Source organism: Microbacterium sp. Y355, from assembly GCF_059445345.1.
Map to the genome: position 1 here is coordinate 2,500,272 of NZ_JCAIUD010000001.1, position 21,221 is coordinate 2,521,492.

Annotated in this window: 26 protein-coding genes; 11 read left to right on the top strand and 15 right to left on the bottom strand. The window is 65.8% G+C overall.

The window, feature by feature from the left end:
* Positions 1-11 precede the first annotated feature (11 nt).
* On the bottom strand, positions 12-1,355 hold the full coding sequence (locus tag AC1C2O_RS11975) for a DUF222 domain-containing protein (RefSeq protein ID WP_495430662.1): 1,344 nt from the start codon (positions 1,353-1,355) through the stop codon (positions 12-14).
* A gap of 82 nt (positions 1,356-1,437) precedes the next feature.
* Entirely contained in the window at positions 1,438-2,211 is a 774-nt protein-coding gene (gene map / locus AC1C2O_RS11980; protein ID WP_495430663.1) for a type I methionyl aminopeptidase, read from the bottom strand.
* Between the two features lie 49 nt (positions 2,212-2,260).
* On the opposite strand from map, the gene AC1C2O_RS11985 reads away from it, so the two are divergent.
* A complete protein-coding gene (locus AC1C2O_RS11985; protein WP_495431731.1) occupies positions 2,261-2,563 on the top strand; it encodes a helix-turn-helix domain-containing protein in 303 nt (100 codons plus the stop codon).
* A gap of 8 nt (positions 2,564-2,571) precedes the next feature.
* On the opposite strand, the gene AC1C2O_RS11990 is transcribed toward AC1C2O_RS11985, so the two are convergent.
* The gene (locus AC1C2O_RS11990) at positions 2,572-2,913 is read right to left on the bottom strand and encodes a nuclear transport factor 2 family protein (protein WP_495430664.1); all 342 of its coding nucleotides are present in this window, start codon (positions 2,911-2,913) and stop codon (positions 2,572-2,574) included.
* Positions 2,914-3,126: 213 nt separating this feature from the next.
* On the opposite strand from AC1C2O_RS11990, the gene AC1C2O_RS11995 reads away from it, so the two are divergent.
* Positions 3,127-3,480 (top strand): nucleoside triphosphate pyrophosphohydrolase family protein, encoded by a 354-nt coding sequence (locus AC1C2O_RS11995; protein WP_495430665.1) that lies wholly within the window; start codon positions 3,127-3,129, stop codon positions 3,478-3,480.
* Between the two features lie 19 nt (positions 3,481-3,499).
* Positions 3,500-4,330, top strand: coding sequence for a helix-turn-helix domain-containing protein (locus AC1C2O_RS12000; RefSeq protein WP_495430666.1), 831 nt, complete (start codon positions 3,500-3,502; stop codon positions 4,328-4,330).
* A 13-nt stretch (positions 4,331-4,343) separates the two neighbouring features.
* Here AC1C2O_RS12000 and AC1C2O_RS12005 read toward each other — a convergent pair whose 3' ends face one another.
* The 3 genes from AC1C2O_RS12005 to AC1C2O_RS12015 form a co-directional block, all read right to left on the bottom strand.
* Complete coding sequence (locus AC1C2O_RS12005) at positions 4,344-5,240, bottom strand: SDR family NAD(P)-dependent oxidoreductase (RefSeq protein ID WP_495430667.1); 897 nt, start codon at positions 5,238-5,240, stop codon at positions 4,344-4,346.
* 269 nt (positions 5,241-5,509) lie between these two features.
* A complete protein-coding gene (locus AC1C2O_RS12010) occupies positions 5,510-6,934 on the bottom strand; it encodes an MFS transporter (protein WP_495430668.1) in 1,425 nt (474 codons plus the stop codon).
* A gap of 82 nt (positions 6,935-7,016) precedes the next feature.
* Positions 7,017-7,583 (bottom strand): TetR/AcrR family transcriptional regulator, encoded by a 567-nt coding sequence (locus AC1C2O_RS12015; RefSeq protein ID WP_495430669.1) that lies wholly within the window; start codon positions 7,581-7,583, stop codon positions 7,017-7,019.
* 207 nt (positions 7,584-7,790) lie between these two features.
* On the opposite strand from AC1C2O_RS12015, the gene AC1C2O_RS12020 reads away from it, so the two are divergent.
* The gene (locus AC1C2O_RS12020; RefSeq protein ID WP_495430670.1) at positions 7,791-8,087 is read left to right on the top strand and encodes a DUF503 domain-containing protein; all 297 of its coding nucleotides are present in this window, start codon (positions 7,791-7,793) and stop codon (positions 8,085-8,087) included.
* Here the strand turns inward: AC1C2O_RS12020 and AC1C2O_RS12025 are convergent, their stop codons facing one another.
* The 3 genes from AC1C2O_RS12025 to AC1C2O_RS12035 form a co-directional block, all read right to left on the bottom strand.
* Positions 8,088-8,405, bottom strand: coding sequence for an ArsR/SmtB family transcription factor (locus AC1C2O_RS12025; RefSeq protein WP_495430671.1), 318 nt, complete (start codon positions 8,403-8,405; stop codon positions 8,088-8,090).
* The gene (locus AC1C2O_RS12030) at positions 8,402-8,884 is read right to left on the bottom strand and encodes an SRPBCC domain-containing protein (protein ID WP_495430672.1); all 483 of its coding nucleotides are present in this window, start codon (positions 8,882-8,884) and stop codon (positions 8,402-8,404) included. The genes AC1C2O_RS12025 and AC1C2O_RS12030 overlap by 4 nt, the downstream gene beginning before the upstream one ends.
* A gap of 144 nt (positions 8,885-9,028) precedes the next feature.
* Entirely contained in the window at positions 9,029-10,234 is a 1,206-nt protein-coding gene (locus AC1C2O_RS12035) for an MFS transporter (protein ID WP_495430673.1), read from the bottom strand.
* A gap of 155 nt (positions 10,235-10,389) precedes the next feature.
* Here AC1C2O_RS12035 and AC1C2O_RS12040 point away from each other — a divergent pair, with 155 nt between their 5' ends.
* From AC1C2O_RS12040 to AC1C2O_RS12050, 3 genes are read left to right on the top strand one after another with little or no spacing between them, the layout of a single operon-like run.
* Complete coding sequence (locus AC1C2O_RS12040) at positions 10,390-10,842, top strand: hypothetical protein (protein ID WP_495430674.1); 453 nt, start codon at positions 10,390-10,392, stop codon at positions 10,840-10,842.
* A 56-nt stretch (positions 10,843-10,898) separates the two neighbouring features.
* Positions 10,899-11,498 carry a helix-turn-helix domain-containing protein gene (locus AC1C2O_RS12045; protein WP_495430675.1) on the top strand — a complete coding sequence of 200 codons (600 nt, stop codon included), beginning with the start codon at positions 10,899-10,901 and terminating at the stop codon, positions 11,496-11,498.
* Complete coding sequence (locus tag AC1C2O_RS12050) at positions 11,495-12,127, top strand: RES family NAD+ phosphorylase (protein WP_495430676.1); 633 nt, start codon at positions 11,495-11,497, stop codon at positions 12,125-12,127. The genes AC1C2O_RS12045 and AC1C2O_RS12050 overlap by 4 nt, the downstream gene beginning before the upstream one ends.
* A 262-nt stretch (positions 12,128-12,389) precedes the next feature.
* Here AC1C2O_RS12050 and AC1C2O_RS12055 read toward each other — a convergent pair whose 3' ends face one another.
* Positions 12,390-13,334, bottom strand: a complete 945-nt coding sequence (locus tag AC1C2O_RS12055) for a zinc-binding dehydrogenase (protein WP_495430677.1) — start codon at positions 13,332-13,334, stop codon at positions 12,390-12,392.
* Positions 13,335-13,486: 152 nt separating this feature from the next.
* Here AC1C2O_RS12055 and AC1C2O_RS12060 point away from each other — a divergent pair, with 152 nt between their 5' ends.
* Positions 13,487-14,059: a TetR/AcrR family transcriptional regulator gene (locus tag AC1C2O_RS12060; RefSeq protein ID WP_495430678.1), complete on the top strand. Its 573-nt coding sequence runs from the start codon at positions 13,487-13,489 to the stop codon at positions 14,057-14,059.
* Positions 14,056-14,787, top strand: a complete 732-nt coding sequence (locus AC1C2O_RS12065; protein WP_495430679.1) for a hypothetical protein — start codon at positions 14,056-14,058, stop codon at positions 14,785-14,787. Before AC1C2O_RS12060 ends, AC1C2O_RS12065 begins: the two co-directional genes overlap by 4 nt.
* On the opposite strand, the gene AC1C2O_RS12070 is transcribed toward AC1C2O_RS12065, so the two are convergent.
* The 5 genes from AC1C2O_RS12070 to AC1C2O_RS12090 are packed head-to-tail and all read right to left on the bottom strand — an operon-like array spanning position 14,720 to position 18,685.
* Positions 14,720-15,736: a PfkB family carbohydrate kinase gene (locus AC1C2O_RS12070; protein WP_495430680.1), complete on the bottom strand. Its 1,017-nt coding sequence runs from the start codon at positions 15,734-15,736 to the stop codon at positions 14,720-14,722. The genes AC1C2O_RS12065 and AC1C2O_RS12070 overlap by 68 nt on opposite strands.
* Before the next feature lie 60 nt (positions 15,737-15,796).
* Positions 15,797-16,666 (bottom strand): 3-methyl-2-oxobutanoate hydroxymethyltransferase, encoded by an 870-nt coding sequence (gene panB / locus AC1C2O_RS12075; protein WP_495430681.1) that lies wholly within the window; start codon positions 16,664-16,666, stop codon positions 15,797-15,799.
* Positions 16,663-17,073, bottom strand: a complete 411-nt coding sequence (gene panD / locus AC1C2O_RS12080) for an aspartate 1-decarboxylase (protein WP_495430682.1) — start codon at positions 17,071-17,073, stop codon at positions 16,663-16,665. Before panD ends, panB begins: the two co-directional genes overlap by 4 nt.
* Positions 17,073-17,924, bottom strand: a complete 852-nt coding sequence (gene panC, locus AC1C2O_RS12085) for a pantoate--beta-alanine ligase (protein ID WP_495430683.1) — start codon at positions 17,922-17,924, stop codon at positions 17,073-17,075. Before panC ends, panD begins: the two co-directional genes overlap by 1 nt.
* Positions 17,921-18,685: a DUF2520 domain-containing protein gene (locus tag AC1C2O_RS12090; RefSeq protein WP_495430684.1), complete on the bottom strand. Its 765-nt coding sequence runs from the start codon at positions 18,683-18,685 to the stop codon at positions 17,921-17,923. Before AC1C2O_RS12090 ends, panC begins: the two co-directional genes overlap by 4 nt.
* Before the next feature lie 365 nt (positions 18,686-19,050).
* Here AC1C2O_RS12090 and AC1C2O_RS12095 point away from each other — a divergent pair, with 365 nt between their 5' ends.
* Positions 19,051-20,139: an extracellular solute-binding protein gene (locus AC1C2O_RS12095; protein ID WP_495430685.1), complete on the top strand. Its 1,089-nt coding sequence runs from the start codon at positions 19,051-19,053 to the stop codon at positions 20,137-20,139.
* 38 nt (positions 20,140-20,177) lie between these two features.
* The gene (locus AC1C2O_RS12100; protein WP_495430686.1) at positions 20,178-21,221 is read left to right on the top strand and encodes an ABC transporter ATP-binding protein; all 1,044 of its coding nucleotides are present in this window, start codon (positions 20,178-20,180) and stop codon (positions 21,219-21,221) included.

The window sequence follows — 21,221 nt, forward strand, 5'->3', positions numbered from 1 at the left end:
GCCCCTGTCACTCATGCCGCGATGTCGAATCGCGCTCGACCACCGAGCCGTGGCGTACCTGCAGGGTCGACGTACGACGGAGGCATGAACCAGACCTGAGCTGAGACACCCGCGCCTTCTACGCGTATCTCCCAGCCGTTGTCATGGACGCGATGATGGCAGGTCTCGCACAGCAGAACGCCGTTCGAAAGGTCTGTTGGTCCGTGGTGCCGTTTCCACCAGCGAATGTGATGCACTCTGACCATTTCGGGCGGGAGCGCACACATGGCGCACCCACCGTCACGTTCGACGAGCGCAAGGCGCTGAGCTCGAGTGAATAGGCGTTTCTCTCGACCCCAGTCGAGAATCTCGCTGTCACCACCGAGCACCCACGGAATGGCACCGCCACTGGCAGCCATCCGACGAGCCGCACCGACGCTGATCGGCTGATCGATACCGTCGATCGTTGCCGAACCCATACCTGACTGCAGATCTTTGAGGCCCATCCGGACGATGACGGTCGCACCCGCGAGGGGAAGCTTCTCCCCCTTGCATCCGAGCACGTGAGCGCAGAACAGGCTGAGCGCATCGGCTTGGAGCGTGGACACGCTTCGACGATCAGCATCCGGGGCATCCGGATCGATGGCCGTCTTGCGGGCGGCGAACGCAGCCGACACATATCCGCGGATCGCGGCGACGATCGGTGCGCCGGCCTCGGCGTCGAACTGCGCGTTGAGGTGCAGCCTGCCGTCCCGCTCGAATATCGTCAACGATCTCCGAGCGCGCCGCGCGTCGTCGCGCGGCTCGACACCATCGGGATCGAGCCACGCCTCGGCACGCGCAACGAGCCTGCGGATCTCGTCGAGCGCGAGCCCGACAGCAGCGTCAGTCAACACACGCTCACCTACGGCGACCCGTTCGGCGCCGACAGCCACACGACAGCGATCAAGCAGAGTGATGATCAGCGCAGCGGCGTGGGAGCTGAGCGCACCTGACGTCAGCGCTTCGCGCACGAGCGGGTACTTGGCCGGCAGCCGCGCACCGAGCAGATCAGTGCGCAGGGCCGTCGCCTCGCCTACTTTGATGAGGCGCAACGCATCACCGGTCGATGCTCCCGTAGTGGCGGCGATGAACTTCGCCGCGGTGCGGAATCCCTGCTGCTTCGCGAGGCTGTCGGCGCCGAGCTCCGGACGCGACTCGTGGGAGATTCCCGCTGCCACATCAACGTGCACAGCATCCAATCGACGCTGCAGCATGCCAACGGCATCGTTGACCGCTAGGAGCTGTTCTCTAGAAAAAGTGTTCGAATCTTCGACATCTGCCCACGCTGCATCCAGACCAGACATGGCCTCGTGTAGCGCGGTCAGCTTTGACATGACTTCAGCTTATCGCATGGTCAATCTTTTGTCGAACATATATTCGAATAAGTGCATCAGCCAACAACCTGCAGAGTGGTAGCTACAAACTCGGCAGCGTAAGGATCTCGGCGCCATCCTCAGTGATGGCGATCGTGTGTTCACTGTGCGCCGTGCGGCATCCAGTAGCGCTCCGGAGCGTCCAGCCGTCGGCATCCGTGACGAGCTCATCAGTGTCGGCCATCACCCACGGCTCCAGCGCGAGCAGAAGTCCGGGGCGCAACTGGTATCCGCGGCCCGGCCGCCCTGCGTTGGCGACGTGCGGATCCTGATGCATCGTCGATCCGATGCCGTGCCCACCGAACTCCATGTTGATCGGGTACCCCGCCGCCTTGAGGACGGTGCCGATCGCACGAGAGATGTCGCCGACCCGCGCTCCAGGCCTGGCCGCGGCGATCCCCGCAGTCAGCGCACGCTCGGTCGCGTCGATCAGGGAAACATCTTCCGGCCGTGACGAGGAGCCGACAATGAAGCTGATGGCGGCGTCTGCGGCGATCCCTCGAAGGGAGACGGCGAGGTCGAGCGTCAGCAGGTCGCCATCGGCGAGCGCGTAGTCGTGCGGCATCCCGTGAAGCACTGCGTCGTTGACGGCCACACAGATGTAATGGCCGAAGGGTCCGCGCCCGAAGGATGGCGCGTAGTCGACGTAACAGGACTCCGCACCGGCAGCGAGGATCATCTCCTTGGCCCACCGATCGATGTCCATCAGGTTCACGCCGACCGCGCTGCGGCGCTTCATCGCCTGCAGAATGTCGGCGACCAGTGCGCCGGCGTCCTTCGCGCGCGCGAGTTCAGCAGTGTTCAGGATCTCAATCATCCAATAACTATACCGGTCTTGTTATCCCGGTATTAGAATACGAACCATGATGGTCAGGATGCCACTCACCGCCGCAGAGGTCGAGCGCGGAGAACGCCTCGGCGCTCTGCTGCGCCGCGCCAGAGGCACGCGCTCGATGCTTGAAGTCGCGCTCGACGCTGGCATCTCACCCGAGACGCTGCGCAAGATCGAGTCCGGCCGTGTGGCAACCCCGGCCTTCCCGACAATCGCGTCGATCGCCGACGTCCTTGGTCTCTCACTCGACGCCGTCTGGACCGAGATCGGCGGCGCCGACCAGGGTGCCGGCCCGGGCGCATTCAACCGCAGGACTCGCGAGCGAATCGCGTCGTAGGCTGCCCGCTAGATCAGGTCAGCCCGCACATGGCTGATCTTGTCGCCGGCGAACGTGATGTCAAAGGTTCCGCCCGTCTGTCCTCCCGGGAAGTCTCCGGTGAAGTCGACCTCGACGTGCAGCATCCCTTCCCTCGACTCCGTGAGAACGAGCCTGGTCTGTGTGTTGTACCCGACGAAGTACGACGCGTAGTAACGCCCGACGCCTTCTTGCCCCTCGAAGACTTCTCCGACCGAAGGGTCGTCGAGCACGGCGTCGTCGGTGAAAAACGTCAGGAACCGGGCCACATCGTGACTGTTCGCGGCGATGATCCAGTCGGCGATGATCGCCTCAAGTTCGATGGTCTGCATGGTCTGCTCCTCTGGTGGCGCGGATGGCGGCGCGGATGCTAACGCGGATTGTGGCGTGGATGCCAGCACCGATGGTGGCGTGGATGGCGGTGTAGATGCCTTCTCCGACACTGAACCTGATCCGGCCGTCGTGCCAGGGTGCGATCCACCCTGGCTATGGTTCCGGCACCGCGCGATGCTTTACACAGTCCCCCACAACATTGGAGTCTGCTCGTGTCTACTGATTCATCTGCTCTGGCCACCGCCCGCACCCAGGCGCTGGAGGTCCGCGCGCTTTACGAGATTCTGGAGGAGCGCTTCAACGGCAAGACCTGGTCGCTTCACGAGCTGATGATTGGCTTCAGTAACGACGTCGGATATATCGGCCGGCTTCTGCTCGCTGACGAGGGCACGTGGGGCATCGACGGCGACCCACGGGCCGAGCTGAAGCACAAGCTCGCAGAGTCGATGTGGTGGACGTTCGTCCTCGCCGACAGGCTCGGCATCGACATGGATGAGGCGTACGGCGACACAATGTCTGGCATCCGCTCGAATCTGGAAGCCACCATCGCCCGCACCGCGAACTGACAGGACTAGCGTGGGCACCATGGCAACACCCGCTGGTCCCCTCGGCGAGTTCCTGCGCGCGCAGCGGGCACGCATCCAGCCAGCGGATGTCGGCCTGCCCGATGTCGGAGGCAGGCGCGTGAGCGGGTTGCGTCGCGAGGAGGTGGCCGTGTTGGCCGGTGTCAGCGCCGACTACTACGCCCGCCTCGAGCAGGGCAGGGAGCGAACACCGTCGGCGCCGGTCGTCGAGTCTCTCGCCAACGCGTTGCGCCTCAGTCCGGATGCTCGAATCCACGCGTTCCGCCTCGCTCGGCTCGCGCCGGGAGCGCAGCCGAATCCGGGGCCGGTGAGTGACGAGCTGACACAGCTCATGGATGCATTCGGGCACGCAGCCGCGTATGTCATCGATCCTGGATTCCGCATCATCGCGGCCAACGCCACGGCACGGGCGCTCCTCGGTGAGACGCAGCTCGCCGACGGGGCGATGGACTTTGTCTTCCTCGATGCATCCGCTCACGCGTATTTCCAGAACTGGGATCGCGTCGCCCGCGCCGCTGTCAGCGCGCTTCGCCTCGCGGTCGGGTTCAGCTCGCCGCATCCGGCCGTGCTGCCGCTCATTGCCCGGCTCCGAGCGGATTCTCCCGAGTTCGCCAGCTACTGGGAAGACCACACGGTCGCGGGGCTGAGCATGACGGAGAAGACGATCAATCACCCAGAGGTCGGCCGGCTCACGCTCACCTATCAGACGCTCGACGTGAGGGATGCGCCCGGGCAGCAGCTCACCGTCGCCACCGCCGCGCCTGGCAGCCCCAGTGCGGATGCGCTGGCGCTGCTCGGAACGTTGGAAGTGACGCGGAGCGCGCAGGGCTGACGCGGGCATCCCGTCAGCGACCCTGCGTCGCGAGGAGTTCCTCCGCGATTCGCCAGATCCGCTCTCCCGCGGCTGGGTCGGTGTGCGACCGGTAGAGCGCTCGCTCGCGCGGCACCCCGGCGAGCCCCATGAGACCGGATGGTCCGAAGAAGCGTCCGGATGCACCGTCCGTAGTCAGCGCCATGAGCGCCGGGAGTGCTGCCATCGCTGGCGGATTGCCGATGTTGCGGGCGATCACGCTCACGAACCCTCCGCCCAGTTTCTCGCGGAGGTCGGTGGCGATGCCGGTGCTGGGCACGACTCCGGGGTGGCAAAGGTTGACGGAGATTCCCCATCCTTCGGTGGCGCTGCGTCGAGCGAGCTCCAGGCCGAAGATTCCTAGCGCGGCCTTCGAGGTGCCGTATGCCCGGTACGCACTGTACCGACGCTCGGACTGCAGATCATCCCAGCCGACGTGGGCACGGGCGGACGCCATGCTGCTCTGCACGGCGACGCGTGCGTGACCGGCACGTAGCTGCGGGAGGAGCGCACGCGTGAGCATGAAGTGACCGAGGAAGTTGGTCTGGAAATGCAACTCGTAGCCATCTTCGGTGACTCGGCGACGCCTGTCGCCGAGCAGGATGACCCCGGCGTTCATGACGTACAGCTCGATGGATGCCGCGACCTCCTCAACCTGGGCCGCGAGCGTCGATACGGTGGAGAGACGAGCGAGATCCAGGTCGAGAAGCGTGAGGTCCGCCCCGGGAACGCTCTTCCTGATGCCCTCGACCATGCGTTCACCCCGGTCGCGGTTACGCACGGGCAGGAGCACGCGGGCGCCACCCGCGGCGAGCGCGCGGGCGATCTCCAGACCGACGCCGCCGCTCGCCCCGGTAACAAGCGCTGTCTGTCCGCGCCATGTGTCTGCCATCGAGTGCTCCTCAGGTTTCAGCATGCACCCGCGCGCGGATGCGTCAGACCGTCTTGATGACGGCTGTTTCACCAGCAGCGCCGCGGAGCGACAACACGCAGCTCAACAGGTGCGCACGGAGCTGATCGCGCGCGGCATCCGTCAGTCCGCTCAGCATGACACTCTCCACTTCGTTGACGTTGGTACTCGCGGCGACAGGCTGCTCGCGTTCGCGCCGCTGGCTCGGTAGGAAGCGTCCGGCCCGCGGAATCCACGACTCCGCACTCTACTTAGTCGCGCTTCCAGGCCACCACGATCCCCGCACTGAGGATCGCCAGCACGGCCGCTCCGATAAAGAGCCACGCGAATCCCCCGGTGAGGGCATCGGCGGGCGTCGCGCCACCGGCTTCCAGTGCCGCCGTGCGGATGCCTGCGATCGCACCAAGGACGGCGAGACCGACAGCACCACCGATCTGCTGACTCGTGTTGATGAGACCCCCGGCGAGACCTGCCTCTCCACCTTCGACACCTTCGACTGCGAGTTGGGTCGTGGCGACAAAGGCGCCACCGAGTCCGACGCCGATGAGGAGCGTAGGTCCGAGGAGCTGCGTGAGGAAGACGGCATCCGAGGGGGCGAATGCCAGCCACACCAGGCCGGCCGCGAGCACGAGCAGCGACCCGGCGAGCACCGGTCGAGTACCGAGCCAGCCGATCAGAGCAGGCGCGGTGCCGGCTACCAGCACGAGCGCGCCGGCGAGAGGAAGCTGAGAAATGCCGGCCGTGAGCGCGTCATAGCCGAGGACGGCCTGCATGTAGACCGACAGCGCGAAGAACAGCGCGACCATGGCGGCGCCAGCGAGCATCATCACGATGTTGCCGAGGGCAAGATTGCGGTTGCGGAACACCGACAGCGGCACCAGTGGTTCGGCGCTTCGCTTCTCGACCAGCACGAAGGCGAGGCCGAGCACGAGGGCTGCCGCGAACAACCCGAGAGGGAGCGGATGCAGGAACCCGAGCTGCTCCACCGCGCTGAGCGCGCCGACCAATGCAACGAAGGCTGCAGTGATGGTGACAGCGCCCGCGGCATCCAACTGGCCCGACGCCCGGACGCTGTCGCGCGTGATGAGCATCGGGATCGCGATCAGTACGATCGCCCCAATGGGCACGTTGACGAAGAACACTGACTGCCAGCCGAGGGTCGCGGTGAGGATGCCGCCGAGCAGCACGCCGGCGGCCGAACCGATCCCGGCGACAGCGCCCCAGACGCCGAGCGCCTTGGTGCGTTCCTTCGCGTCGGGGAAGAGGTGAGTCAGCAGCGCGAGGGCGGCCGGAGCGAGGAGCGCGGCGGATGCACCCTGTAGGGCGCGGGCAGCGAGGAGCATCTCGCTGAAGAAGGAGAGGCCTGCGAGAGCGGATGCCGCGACGAATCCGGCGGTGCCGATGAGGAAGATTCGCCGGTGACCGTAGCGATCGGCGAGGCGCCCACCAAGGAGGAGCAGGCCGCCGAAGGCGAGCACGTATGCGGTGATCACCCAGGCGAGAGCGGCGGTGTCCATGCCGAGCTGCTGCCCGAGTACGGGAAGAGCGATGTTGACGATAGAGGCGTCAAGCACAACGAGGAACTGCGCGAGCGCAAGGATGCCAAGGGCGAGCCAACGGCGTGAACTTCGTGGTGCTGTGGCGGCTGTCGCCCGGGTGGCGGTGAGAGTGGTCATGTGTGGTTCCTTCCGATGATGAGTTGTGAGTGATTCATCACTCACTCTTGTTGACAAGAAAAAATTCCCATGCAGGGTCGCATTATTCAGGGTGACGCATGCCCTTGGTAAGGAGAGCAGCCCACTCTTCAGGCCGCCCGTCGAGTTGCGTGGTGACGATGAGGTGGCACAGTTGGCCGTAAGCAATGAAGCGCTGGATATCATCGTCCGTGCCCCCGGAGCGACTCTTCGCGAACATCGTGATGCGCGCTATGCCAGCACGCAGCGCCGTGCCCACTTCAGGGATGTCGGCGACGGACTGCGCGTGCACCTGCAGCATCAGAAGCGTGCGGTCACCGATGAGCTGCGCGTAGGCGTCGCCCATCGCTTCGAGGATCGCCTCTGGCGCCTGGACTGCGGCCGCGTCCGCACCCTCCTCAAGTGTGGCAAGAATCGCGTCGAAGCACGCCTCGAGGGCGGCGATGAAGAGCGCTTCTTTGCCGGAGTAGAGCTTGAAGACGTACGCCGGGGAGATCTTCGCCTCCCGCGCGACGTCTGCAACGGTCGTGGCGTAGTAGCCCCCGCGCGCGAACTCCACCATCGCCGCCGCGGCCACGACGGGCCGACGCGCATCGGCGGTGGAGAGGATCGAACTCCGCGTGGATGACATATGAGTGACTGTACACTCACTCTCATCCGAAGGCAACCCATCAACGATGCGGCCCGGTCGGCCCGCGCGCCTGACGCCGGAATGAAAACCTGGCTCAAACTCGGGTTTCAGCCAGGTTTTCATTCCCTCATCACTGCGGATCCTCGGGCAATGTCCGTAGCCCCACTTCTTAGAAGCAGCACACGCCGCCTATGAAAGACTCTCGCCATGTGGATTGGCTGGATCGAGTTCGACGTATTGCTCGGAGATGTGCACTCTCTGAAAGAGAAGCGCAGCGTGATCAAGCCTCTGATCGCTGACCTGTCACGACGGACGGAATCGGCTGCTGCGGAGGTCGGAGCTCACGACCTGCATCGCCGCACGGCGATCGGCCTGTCAGTGGTGGGCGCGGACGTCACGCACGTGCGCGACGTCCTGGATCGAGCCGACCGGATGCTGGCGGAAGAGCATCCGGAGATCACTCTTTTGTCAGCCCGACGAGGCCTGCGCTCCAGCGACGACTGATCACAGACCTTCAGCGATCTCCTTGATCGCGGCGAGGCGGCGATCCCAGCCACGCCCGATCGCGTCAAGACGCTGAGCGGCGGCACTGAGCTCAGCGCCGATCACGCGGAATCGCAGTTCACGCCCGACCCGCACGGGCTCGACGAGGCCCACCTGTTCGAGCACCGCGAGATGCTTTGCTATCGCCTGGCGAGTGACCGGGAGGCGCCCGGCGAGGGCGGATGCCGAAGCATCCCCCTCCCCGAGCGCCGCAAGGATGCTCCACCGCGTCTCGTCGGCGAGCGCCGCGAACATCGGAGCCAGAGTTTCTGTGCTCACGCGTCACCCTCGACCAGGACGACGAGCTTGTCGAGTTCCTCATCCCATCCGGTGCGGTGGCTCTCGAGGTTCGCGAGCGGCTCGGAGGTGTTCTCGAATCCGACCTCGACGACGGTGAGCTGCGTGCCACCTTCGGCCTCATCAAGCGTGAAGGTGAAGACGGTCGAGCCGTTCTCCTGGATGCCGTCCGGGAGCTGCCCGAGCGCGTCGTCGTTGTTCCAGCGGTAGGCGACGCGGCGCGGCTCTTCCCATTCCTCCACCCGCAGCGGGATGGACCCGTAGTCGGGGAAGGTCATCGTGCCGGTCGCGCCGACACCGGTGCCGTCGAGCACGGTGCGACCGAACCAGCGGGTGATGTATTCGGGCTGGGTCACTGCCTGCCAGACCTTTTCGATGGGCGCGTTGATTCGGATGGTGCGACGCACGGTGAATGCGTCTTCGTCAACGACGGATGCCTGATTGTCGGTCATGTTCACCATGATGGTTCCTTTCGAGATTCTTTTGTAGGCCGATCAGCCCAACTGCAACTCAATGGTTGCATCATTCGGCCGCGACTGCAACCCTAGGGTTGCAGTTTTTCGGGCTACGGAACCACCTCGTGCACTCCGTGAAGACCGGGCCGGTCAGGCAGTACGTCGCCGCTCCAACACCCCCGCGAACACGATCGCCACAACACCTGCGACCGGCACGACGAGCAGTCCCGCGCGTAGCCCGGCATTCTCCGCAACGAACCCGACGAACGGTGGCGACAACAGGAACCCGAATCGCAGCAGCCACGACACGATCGTGAGGCCGGCGCCGTGCCTAAGACCAGGCAGCGCGTCCGCGGCCTGCAGCGCGGCAGGGATGAGGGTAGCGCTGCCGAACCCTGCCACCGCAAATCCCAAGATCGTCCCAGGCACAGTCGGAAACGTCAGCGCGAGCCCCATGCCGACGGCGATGAGGAGTCCGCCGGCGCGGGCGACCGCACGCTGGCCGAACCGGTCGACCAAGCCGTCGCCGATGATCCGGCCGATGAACTGGGCTCCGACGAGGGCGATGTATCCGGTTGTCGCGATCGCGGCCGGAGCGCCGAGATCGGCACCGAGGTAGAGCGTCGCCCATGACATTCCAGCATCCTCAACCACGGCGCCGGCGATCGCGAGCAGCACGAGCGCGATGATGACGAACACGGTGCGTCCCGAGATGCCGCGGCGCAACGCTCCGCCGATCTCCGATCCGCCGGCGATCGCCTCCTCTTCGGTGACGTCGTCGCGGCCGGGCAGGCACATCCGAAGGGCGATGAGCGAGAGGATGCCGAACACGACGGCGGAGATCGTCAAATGGATGCCGAGGGGCAGCCTCAGCGCGATCGCGACGGCCGACATTGATCCGCCGAGCACTGCGCCGATCGACCAGATCGCGTGGAAGGAGTTGATGATCGAGCGACCGTATCCGCGCTGTACGCGCAGACTGTGTGCGTTCTGGGCGACGTCGGTGATGGCATCCGTCGCCCCACCGATGAAGAGGCCGAGCGCGAAGAAGAGCACCGATGGCGCGACACCCGCTGCGAGCAAACCCAGGCTGGTGAGGATGGTGCCGACCACGGCGACCTTCGCCGATCCGAAGCGGCGGATGAGCACGGCGGCTCCGAGACCAGCGACGATCGCGCCGGCGGGGAAGGCCGCGATCGCGAGACCGTAGGTGGCGGCGTCGAGGCCGAGTGTCGCTTTGATGTCGGGATAACGCGGCAGAATGTTCGCGAACAGCGCGCCGTTGGTGAGGAACAGCAGCGCGACGCCGATGCGGGCTCGACGCACGGCCGGGTCGACTGTGGTCAAAGAAGGCATATGGACCAGCGTAGGTGGGCTGACGCAGGTTGCCGCGCTCCACCCAACGAGAGCATCCTCCGAGTCGCTCTCCACATAATCGGCGATCGCCGAGTTGTGCACCGATCGCGCCTTTCGCCTCTGGGATCGGATCCGCAACGCGCCATTGTGGACGCATGGGAATCCGATACTTCGCTCATTCAGTCTCGCCACGTCAGATCGCTCAGTCGCGACAGTGCCCACGCGGATGCTTCGACGGGGCTGATGCGTGGGAGCATTGGGGACCGGGTGATGACCCGACGCTCGACCTGGACAAGTGCTACCCAGAGTTGCAGTGGTTACTCGGTGAGACCGAGACAGGCCCACCCCGTCCGTCGTATGCGCTCGTCAAAGGTGCAGTGACGCACACGTCGTGGGGCCGGGAGTCGCATCGACGTGTCTTGGACATCGCCGAGGTACGGCTCATCGCCGACGACCTCGATGACATCGTCGGCCGTGGCGAGCTGGCAGATGTAGATTGCCGTTTCGGCGATCGCGAGCCACACGCCATCGAGAACCTCATCAAGGCGCGTGACTTCACCCGTCGAGTGGCTGACGCAGGTTTCGGCATCGCGTACTCGAGCGGTTGACGCAGCGCACGGATCGGAGCGTCCCGTTCGCTAAGATACGGCGTATCATCATGAGCATGACGATTGAATCGCTCGCCCTTCACGACTTCGAGGATCGCGCCGCGAAGGCGATCTCGCGCCGCAAACTCCATATCAATTCCCGCGACCTCATCGATCTTCTTGCCGACCTCGGTGACGCTTCCGCTCCTACTACTCAGCCAGATCGCGACTTCCTGACGGCGTACGCAGGCGTCACTGATCTGGACCTCGCCGAAGAGTCCGTCAGCGGCATCGATGCTGCAATTGCCGCTAACCGCGCCCACGCCTCAGTCGAAGTACAGCGCACATCGCTGACCACCCAGGATGTCGCCACGATGTTGAAGATGGCGCCAGCCAACGTCCGTCGCGCTGTCACTGATGGCGCCCTGTACTCGGTGAAGCCCACCCCCGGTTCTCACCACCGATTTCCGAGCTGGCAATTCGTGGACAACCGCGCCCTTCCCGGGCTGCGCGAGGTCATCAGCGCGCTTCCGGACGACTATCACCCGCTCGAGGTCGCTGAGTTCATGGAGGGACGCGCGGAGACGCTGCGAAACATGACTCCGGCACAGTGGCTCGCGGGTGGTGGCAGCATTGCTGAAGTTGTCTCCCTCGCGGACGGTCGGAGCTGGGAGTGACGGCGAAAAACCCTCGCATTCCACCGCGTCCGCTCACGTCTCGAGAATCGGACGTACGCATCCTCGCCGTCGATCAACCTCTGTTCCGCATCCACACCGTTCGCGGAAACCACCCAACACCCTGGAACGGTCTGCGCGAGTACGGCCCGCTGCCACAGTCACGGTGGGAGCCACAGCCACCACCACCGGGCATTCACCCCGGCAATGGTGTCGCCTACGTGGCAACTGACCCGACGACCGCGTTCGCCGAGGTCTTTCAGAATCGTCGGCGCATCCGCCTCAGCGCCGACAGAGCCATCAGCGCGTGGTTCTCCCAGCGTCCACTACGACTACTCGACCTTACGCAGGGCTGGTCCACACGCAATGGAGCATCCGGGTCTCTGCACGCCGCACCGAAATCCACCACTCGCGCGTGGGCGCAGCAGATCCACGCGCAGTTGCGTTCCTCGGTGCAACTCGACGGCCTCTACGCCCCGTCGACGATGACCTTGACCCCGATGGTGGTGCTTTTCACCGACGCGACGGATGCCTTCCCCGAAGCTCCGACGTTCTCTCAGTTGCTCACCCATCGGAACGCCCGCGTACTTGCGGCCAAGGCCTCGGTCGCCCTGAACTGGCCATTGCTTTAGGTCTGGGCGGACCCGATCAAGGGATGACGATGACCTTGCCGGTGATCGGTCCTTCGTCGAAGTGCTCGCCCGGGTGATGACGCAGGTCAGCGGCCGCCTGCGCGCGAATCCGCCGCGGTCTGCGACACGGCGGCGGTCCGGCGAGGCTTCATAGACCTGGCCCGCTATCGAGCGTGCCGAAGAACCGTGGGCGGTCACGGACGTTGACATCCGCCCCGCCTCAGGGCTCGAGACTCAGCGCTCGGGACTCAGGGCTCGAGACTCAGGGCTCGAGGACGATGCGGCCGAACGCAGCGCCGCAATCCATCTGACGATGGGCCTCGGCTGCCTCCTCGAGGGGCATGACGGCGTGGACGACCGGATGCAGTTCGCCTCTGGCCACTGCCGCGAACTGCTCCGCCCTGGCAGCATCCGTTCTCTCGGCGGAGATCGAGTCCAGGCTGAACGTGGCGACCGATCTGGACTGCTGAAAGCCCTGCATGAGGCGCATACCGAAGTCGGCGGGCGGGAACCCGGCGACCGCTCCGACGATAACGAGACGGCCGTTGGGTGCGAGTCGATCGATGAACGCGGGGATCTGCTCACCGCCGACGATGTCGATGATCACGTCGAAGGCGCTTGTCGTGCCGCCGGACCCTTCTCGATCGAGCAGTTCCGTCGCTCCGTACTCACGCAGCCGGCGGCCTCGCTCTTCGGATGACGTCGTCACGGCGATGGTGGATGCTCCGACGCGGGCGGCGAGCTCGATCGCAGCGATGCCGATGCTGCCTGCTGCGCCGCGCACCAGCACCGTCTCGCCTGCGGCGAGATGCGCGTGGGCGAGGGCGAAGTGCGCGACGGGCCCTGCGCTGCCGACAGTCACCGCGTCGATGGACGACACCCCGCCGGGGATCGGCGTCACGCCACCGACCCGGGCTAGCGCGTGCTCGACGTATCCGCCGCCAGTGCCGGTGAACGCCCATACGCGCCGGCCGATCCAGGCGTCATCCACGTCTGCACCGACCTCACTGACGATGCCTGCGACTTCGCTGCCAGGGATCATTCCGATCGGAAACCCCGAGCCGAGCGTGCCGCGACGGATCACCGCGTCTACACCACCGACGCCGATCGCCTCTGTCTCGATCAGCATCTGATCCGCTGCAGGACTCGGCTTGGGGACGTCTTTCATCACCATTCCGTCTGGGTCGCCGAATCGCTGGATCGTCATCGCTCGCACAGGGTTGCTCCTCTTCGTCTGCCGATTCGTCGGCACGTCCGCCAGCCGGCTGGCCGGCGCGTTCATCGCCTGGTTCCGGTACCTTGGAGACGTTAGTGGACGCCCCCGTCCACTAACGCGAAGTGAGAGGAATGAGCCCCGAAATGACTCGGGCACTCCGCACGGATGCGCAGGACAACCGCGACCGCATGGTGACGGCGGCGCGCAGCCTCTTCGCCGAGCGCGGCCTCGATGTCGGCATGCGCGAGATCGCACGCCGCGCCCAGGTCGGACCGGCGACTCTGTACCGCCGCTTTCCCACGAGGCAGGTGCTCGTCGACGAGGCCTTTGCCGTCGAGCTCCAGTCGTGCCGCGCGGTGGTTGTGGATGGCTGCGCCGACGAAGATCCGTGGCGCGGCTTCACCTCGGTCATCGAACGCCTCACCGCGCTGAACGTTCGCAACCGCGGCTTCGTCGACGCGTTCATGTCCGTCGACCCGGCCGCGGCCGCATTCGCGGAGCATCGACGAGAACTGCTGGGACTGCTCGAGGATCTCGGCCACCGCGCCCAGTCCACGGGAGAGCTGCGTCGCGACTTCGTCATCGACGACCTCATCCTCATCCTGCTCACCGGACGCGGGCTCGCTGCAGTGGACGAGGGTGCCCGCGAGACCGCTGCGCGACGTTTCGCCGTGCTGGCGATCGATGGGCTGCGGGAGCGGAGGCTGGTGACATGAACGAGATCGTCGACGCGCTTGCGGCGGATGCCACGCACCTGGACGCCGAGCGAAGCTTCGCAGCGGCCGGCTGGACGCCGTGCGGCGCCGGGGACTGGGCGATCGCGCTGCGCTCTCCCGACGGCACCATGGCGGTGCGCATCAGCCCGTTCGACCCGACCGGTCCGTACACGGCGGCGCTGTATCACGAGGCGGCGCACACACGCCGGGTGCCGCAACTCTTCGCCCATCGGCGCCTCGCCGGCGGCGGAGATCTGCAAGTGATGGAGTGGCTCGAGGCTGTGGACGAGCAGGTTGCCGTCGAGTTTCACCGTGCGATCGAGAACCGCGACGAGGCCGTCTCCGAACTGGTCGACATCGTCCGCCGCATCCACGAGCGAGCGCTGCAGGAACTGCCGTGGTGCGGACCCCTGGACCAGAACCCGTCGAACGTGATGCGCGGAGCCGATGGCCGCCTCGTGGTCTGCGATCTGTTCTACGCCGATGGGCCGGATCTCTATGCCACGGCCTCCGCTAACCCGCAGTTGGTCGCCGATCGGATACCCGAGAGCGGGCGTCGCTTCATGACCGAGATTCCGCTGACTGCGTCTGGACCGTGGGATGCCGGGGAGCGGGAGGCTATGCGAATGGGGTTGGCTGAGGCGGACCAGCAGAGGAACTTCACCTCCCGCGGAGAAACTCCTCGACCTCATCCGCAGTCGGAGCCGTCGTCGGTCCACGACGGGTGACTTTGATGGCGGCCGCGGCGTTGGCGCGTCGGCATGCATCCACCCATGTCGAGCCGTCGGCGATGCCTGCCAGCAGCGCCCCGGTGTGGGTGTCGCCGGCTCCGTTGGTGTCAACGGGAGTCTGCGGAAAGCCCGGCACGTAGACGCTCTCTCTGTGCGCATGCACCGCACACCCTTCGGCGCCGTCGCGAACGATGGTGACCGCCCCGGCGCGCATCAGCGGAGCAAGTGCGCGGGCTTGGGCCGCGATCTCGCGTTCGGATGCCTGGATTGGCATGGACGATGCTTCAACCGGAACAGACAGCGCGGCCAGCAGATCGGTCGCCTCCTCGGCGTTGCCGGTCCACACGTCGGTGCGGGCGAGCATCGTGTCGCGCACGTCGGCGGGCAGCTCAGCGAACGCCGCCCCCGGGTCGAGGACGACGACCGCATCCTCGGGAAGGGACGCCAACCAGGCCAGCATCGGATCGCGGGTCTGCTCGACGGCGAGCGAGTATCCGGTGACGCAGACGAGGTCGCCTGGTTGAACGTCGGCGCTCGCGAGCGACTCGACTGTGATCTCGCGCTCGGCGCCCAGCGTCGTGACGAAAGTGCGCTCTGCGGTGGGTTCGAGCAGCACGACACACACTCCGGTGTCCTGCGTGGCTACCTGCGGGGCGGATGCTGCAATGCCGTCGGCATCCAGCGCCTCACGGATTAGATCACCGTATGGACCGGTCCCGATCGATCCGGCATGCAGGCACTGGGCGCCGAGACGAGCCGCCGCGAGCAGCACTGTGACGGAGCCGCCGGCGAACTCTCCGACGGAATCGGCCATGAGGTTCTGTCCGCGCGCGGGGAGATCCGCCACTTCGATGACCAAGTCGACCAGCGCCTGTCCGCTGTGGATCACTCGTGGTGGGTGCGCATCCTGCGCGAGTCGGTCATCGACCTCGGCACGGGTGAGCATGCGGACAGCCTATCCATCAGGCAGCGCGCACGATCGAGCAGGCCGTCGGTCTCCTGCGCTTCACCGCCCGGCGAGCATCTCCCGCAACTCTGCAGCCTCTGAGGCCGGCATCGAGTACCCGTGCTCCGGCGCCGGATACGCCCCCGACCGCACTTCCTCCGCATACGCCGAGACCCCATCGACAGCGGCCGAGCGCAGATCCGCGTAGCGCTTCACGAACTTTGCTGCCCCGCCGGCATAGATCCCGAGCAGGTCGTGGAAGACGAGCACCTGGCCGTCGGCATCCGCTCCGGCGCCGATCCCGATCACGGGGATGTCGAGCAAGGGCATGAGCGCGGCGGTGACTTCCGAGGGCACGGCTTCGATGACGAGCAGTGAGCATCCGGCATCCTGCAGGGCCAGCGCGTCTTCGCACACCGCGCGCGCCGCGTCGGCGGTGCGGCCCTGCGCGCGGTAGCCGCCGAGGGCGGTGGCGGTCTGCGGGGTGAGGCCGACGTGGCCGACAACCGGGATTCCCGCGGCGACGAGAGCGCGCGCACGATCGACCGAGGTGCCGCCGCGCTCGATCTTCACGAGGTCGCAGCCGGTCTCCTTGACGAAGCGCTGTGCGGTGGCAATCGCCAACGAATCGGATGCCTCATACGAACCGAACGGCAGGTCGGCGACGAGCAGCGGCGAGGACAACCCCCGTCGCACGGCTTTGGTGAGCATGATCATCTCGTCGACGGTGACGGGCACGGTGCTTTCATAACCGAGCACCGTCATCGCGGCCGAGTCGCCGACGAGCACGATGTCGACGCCAGCAGCCTCGACGATCTGCGCACTGGGGTGGTCGTAGGCGGTGACCATGACGATCGGCTCGCCGGCATCCTTCTTCTCGGAAAGACTCGCCAAGGTGACGCGCTTACGCGTCGTCGCGTGCACGCTCATGCGTCGGCTCCTGCGAAAGAAGGGGCACCGGTCAGAAGGCGATCGACGACGTCGTCGACCTGGATGATCGCGTTCGCGCGGTCGACGTGCACGACGACCGGTTCGTAGGTCTCCAGATCTTCGCGCGAGTAATCGGCATAGGAGATGACGATGATGGTGTCTCCCGAGTGCACGAGGCGGGCGGCGGCGCCGTTGACTTGGATCACGCCGGATCCGCGAGCACCTGCGATCGTGTAGGTCTCGAAGCGTGCGCCGTTGTTGACGTCGACCACGTGCACCTGCTCGTGCGCGAGAATGTCGGCGGCCTCAAGCAGCTCGGGGTCGATGGTGATCGAGCCGACGTAGTTCAGGTCGCTGCCGGTGATGGTCGCGCGGTGGATCTTCGACTTCAGCATGGTGCGGCGCATCAGACGCTCCCTTTCAGGATGTGGTTGTCGATCAGTCGGGCAGCTCCCACACGGGCGGCGACGGCGAGGAGGGTGTCATCTTCTATACGGGTGACGGTTTGCAGGTTCGACGCATCGCGGAGTTCGAGGTATTCGGGGGTGATGCCTGCTGCGTCGAGTACTTCGCGTGCCGCCGAAAGGATGGCGTTGCTGTCGCGCTCCCCCTGCTCATACAGCGCCGCGGCCACATCGAGCGCACGGTTGAGGGCGGTCGCCTGCACACGGGCTGCGGAATCGAGGTAAACGTTGCGTGAGCTCATGGCGAGTCCGTCGGCTTCGCGTACGATCGGGCAGGCTTCGATGCGGACGTCGAGGTCGAGGTCGCGCACGACGCGACGGACCACGGCAATCTGCTGCGCGTCCTTCTGGCCGAAGTAGGCGACATCCGGGCGAACGATGCCGAACAGTTTCGTGACAACTGTCGCGACGCCGTCGAAGTGGTGCGGTCCCCGGGTTGCGCCGTCGAGCATCTCGGTGACCCCCGAGACGTGGATGCTCGTGGCGAAGCCCTCGGGATATATCTCAGCAGGGGCGGGGGCGAAGAGGATGTCGACGCCTTCGGCCTCAGCTCGCCGGGCGTCGGCCTGCTCGTCGCGCGGGTAGGCGCTCAGGTCTTCGTTCGCGCCGAACTGGGTGGGGTTGACGAAAAGCGAGACGACGACGAGATCGTTCTGCTTGCGTGCGCGGCGCATGAGGGAGAGGTGCCCCTCGTGGAAAGCGCCCATGGTCGGAACGAGGCCGACGCTCTGGCCTGCGCGCCTGGCTTCGCGAACGGCGGCGCGAATCTCGGGGATCGTGCGGAGAATTCTCATGCCGTCACCTCCTGGCGGGCTATTGCTCGGGTGGCTACTGCTCGGGTGGCGATGACGAGTTCGTCGAAGAGGGGCGTCAACTCTGGGACGCCTTCGGCGACGGTTGCGCGTTGGCGGGCGACCGTTGCATCGTCGCCACGGGCGATCGGGCCGGTGAGGGATGCCGCAGCGCCCCGGCCCTGCCAGTTGTCGACCGTGCGGCTTATGAGTGGAGCGAGGAGGTTTCGGGCTTCGTCGCCTCGGATACCGGCGGCGGATGCGAGCTGCTCGGCGGCGTCGAGCACGGTGAGCACGAAGTTCGAGGCGAAGGATGCCGCAGCGTGGTAGCCCGCGCGATGGGCATCGTCGATCTCGAAGGGGCGGGCGCCGAGGGTTCGGGCGAGCTGTTCTGCGGCGTTCTTGTCCGCCGCCGTCCGGCCTGCGACGGCGGCACCGATGCCGCGGAAGACGTCGGACGACTCGGTGCCGGTGAACGTCTGCAGTGGATGGATGCTGAAGTCGACGTCGTCGAGCGAGCTGGCGCCGGAGACGTGGCCGATTCGAGTGGCGTGACTGCGGGCGGTGGCGGAGGCTTCGGGGATCGCGGAGTCGGGGACGCAGAGCAGCGCGATGTCGACCGCGGGGATCTCCTCGCCCCGGCGCAACGGACCGTGAACGGCGACGCCCGCCTCACGAAGCGCCCCCGCGAGCACACCACCGAGGCGACCAGCGCCGATGACGGCGATGGTCGTTTCGGGCGCAAGGGCGTGGGCTGAATTCATGAGGGATTCCGGTACGAGGACGAGTGGCTCAGATGCGACGAGTATCCGCCACACGGCGTGTCGCACCAAATCGAAAGTCAATCTGCGCGCTGACACCAGATGATTTCTGGTGATTATGCAAGATTCATTGTCACTTTAACGTGCATTCTGCATTTTTACCCTCTCCGTGCGCTTGCGGATCACCCGCAAGGCCTCGTCTCGCGACCCCGCCGTTCATCTCACCGTGTTCGTGGGTTCACTTTGACGTCGTATCTTGAGTGCGGCCGCGCGACCGCGGCTAAGAACAAGCAAAATCTTTGTACCTTCACCACAATTCAGGGGTAGTGTCAGACCCGACACCACCTCAAAGGCGAGAAAGGACGAACATGGTCGACATGCGGAAGAAGCGCTTGTCCCTCATCGGGATCACGGCGGCTACAGCAATCGCACTCACCGGCTGCTCAGCCGGCGCAGAAACACCCGACGCTGGCACCGGCGGCGACACGGGCACCGAGGGTCCGGCTGAGACCCTCATCGTCTACACGAACTCCAACAGCGACGGCCGCGGCGAGTGGATCACCGAGCAGGCCGCTGACGCGGGAATCGAGATCGAAATCGTCGGCCTCGGCGGCGCCGACCTCACCAACCGCATCATCGCGGAGAAGAACAACCCGGTCGGTGATGTCGTCTTCGGACTCAACAACATGTTCTTCGAGCAGCTCAAGAGCGAAGAGGCGATCGTCGCCTACGAGCCCAGCTGGTCTGGCGAGGTCCCTGAGGATGCCGGAGACCCGGCCGACGGCGCCTACTGGCCTCTCGTCGAGCAGGCGATCGTCACGGTCTACGACGAGAACCGCATCACCGACGCACCCACATCCCTCGAGGAGCTTTACACCGACGCCGCCTACGCGGGTCGCTTCGAGGTGAACCCGGCCCTTGGTCAGGCCACCCCGCAGCTCGTGCTCGCCGGCATCCTGACCGAGAACCTCGATGAGTCCGGCGACCTCGGCGTCAGCGACGACGGATGGAGCCTGGTCGAGTCCTACTACGCGAACGGTTCACCGGCCGTCGAAGGCACCGACCCGTACGCCCGCATTACCCGCGACGAGATCGACTACGCGGTGCTGCCGTCCAGCGGTATCGCCGCCCGCGACGCGGAGTACGGCACCACGACCGGGATCATCGTCCCGGAAGCGGGCGTCCCGTACGTGACCGAGCAGATCGCGCCAATCAACGGGTCTGGCAATGACGAGGTGGCGCAGGAGTTCATCGACTGGTTCGGCAGCGCTGAGGTGCAGGGTGCCTTTGCGGCGGAGTTCAACTCCATGCCCGTGAACGAGGGCGCTGTCGCCGAGGCGAACCCCGAGGTCATCGAGCTGATGGAGTCGCTCCCCCGTCAGGACATCGACTTCGGCTTCCTGAGCGAGAACCTCGGCCCGTGGGTCGAGAAGGTCACGCTCGAGTACGTCGGCTGATCGAGAACGACAATCAGGAAGACACTCGGAAAGACACCATGATCCGATTCGAAGATGTCGACGTCGCGTTCGGTGAGCACCGCGCGGTCTCGCACCTCGATCTGGAGATCCAGGAGGGTGAGTTCTTCACCCTCCTGGGTCCGTCCGGATGCGGGAAGACCACCGCCCTCCGCGCACTCGCTGGATTCGTCCAGCCGACCGGTGGGCGCATTCTCATCGCCGGTCGCGACGTCACGCGCGTGCCCAGCGAGAAACGCGAAGTGGGCATGGTGTTCCAGAACTACGCGCTCTTCCCCAGCATGAACGTGCGCGAGAACATCGCGTTCGGACTCACGGTGCAGAAGGGTGCGACGAAGGTTTCGAAGGCCGAGCAGACCCGCCGCGTCGACGCGATCGCCGATCGCACGGGCCTGGCCGCGAGCCAGCTCGACAAGAATGTGTCGGAGCTCTCCGGTGGACAGCAGCAGCGCGTGGCCATCGCCCGCGCGCTCGTCCTCACCCCTCGCATCCTGCTGCTCGACGAACCGCTGTCGAACCTCGACGCGAAGCTCCGCGTGCAGTTGCGAGAACAACTCAAAGAACTGCAGCACGAGGTCGGCGTGACCACGGTCTATGTCACGCACGACCAGGAAGAGGCGCTGACGCTCAGTGACCGCATCGCGGTGCTGGACGCCGGACACCTCCAGCAGGTCGGAACCCCTGAGGAAATCTACGACCGCAGCGGTACCCCGTTCGTCTGCCGGTTCATCGGCGAGAACAACCGCCTCACGCCCGCCGTGCTGATCAGCCTCGGCGGCGGGCCGGATGCAACGGCTCTGGATGCAACGGCAGAGAGCTACATCCGACCCGAGAAGCTGCACCTGGCGGCACCCGACACGGCGTCCAATGCTGCGGCATCCCTCGACGGATCCGTCATCGATCGCACCTACCACGGCAGTCACAGCGTCTACACGGTTGCGGCCGAAGACACCACGCTCCGGGTGAGCGTCCCGGCCGGGGCGAGCGCGCACCAGTGGGACGCTGGCGACGCCGTACGCGTGGACGTCGACCCGCGCTGGATCCTGCAGTACCCGGCGGCCTGA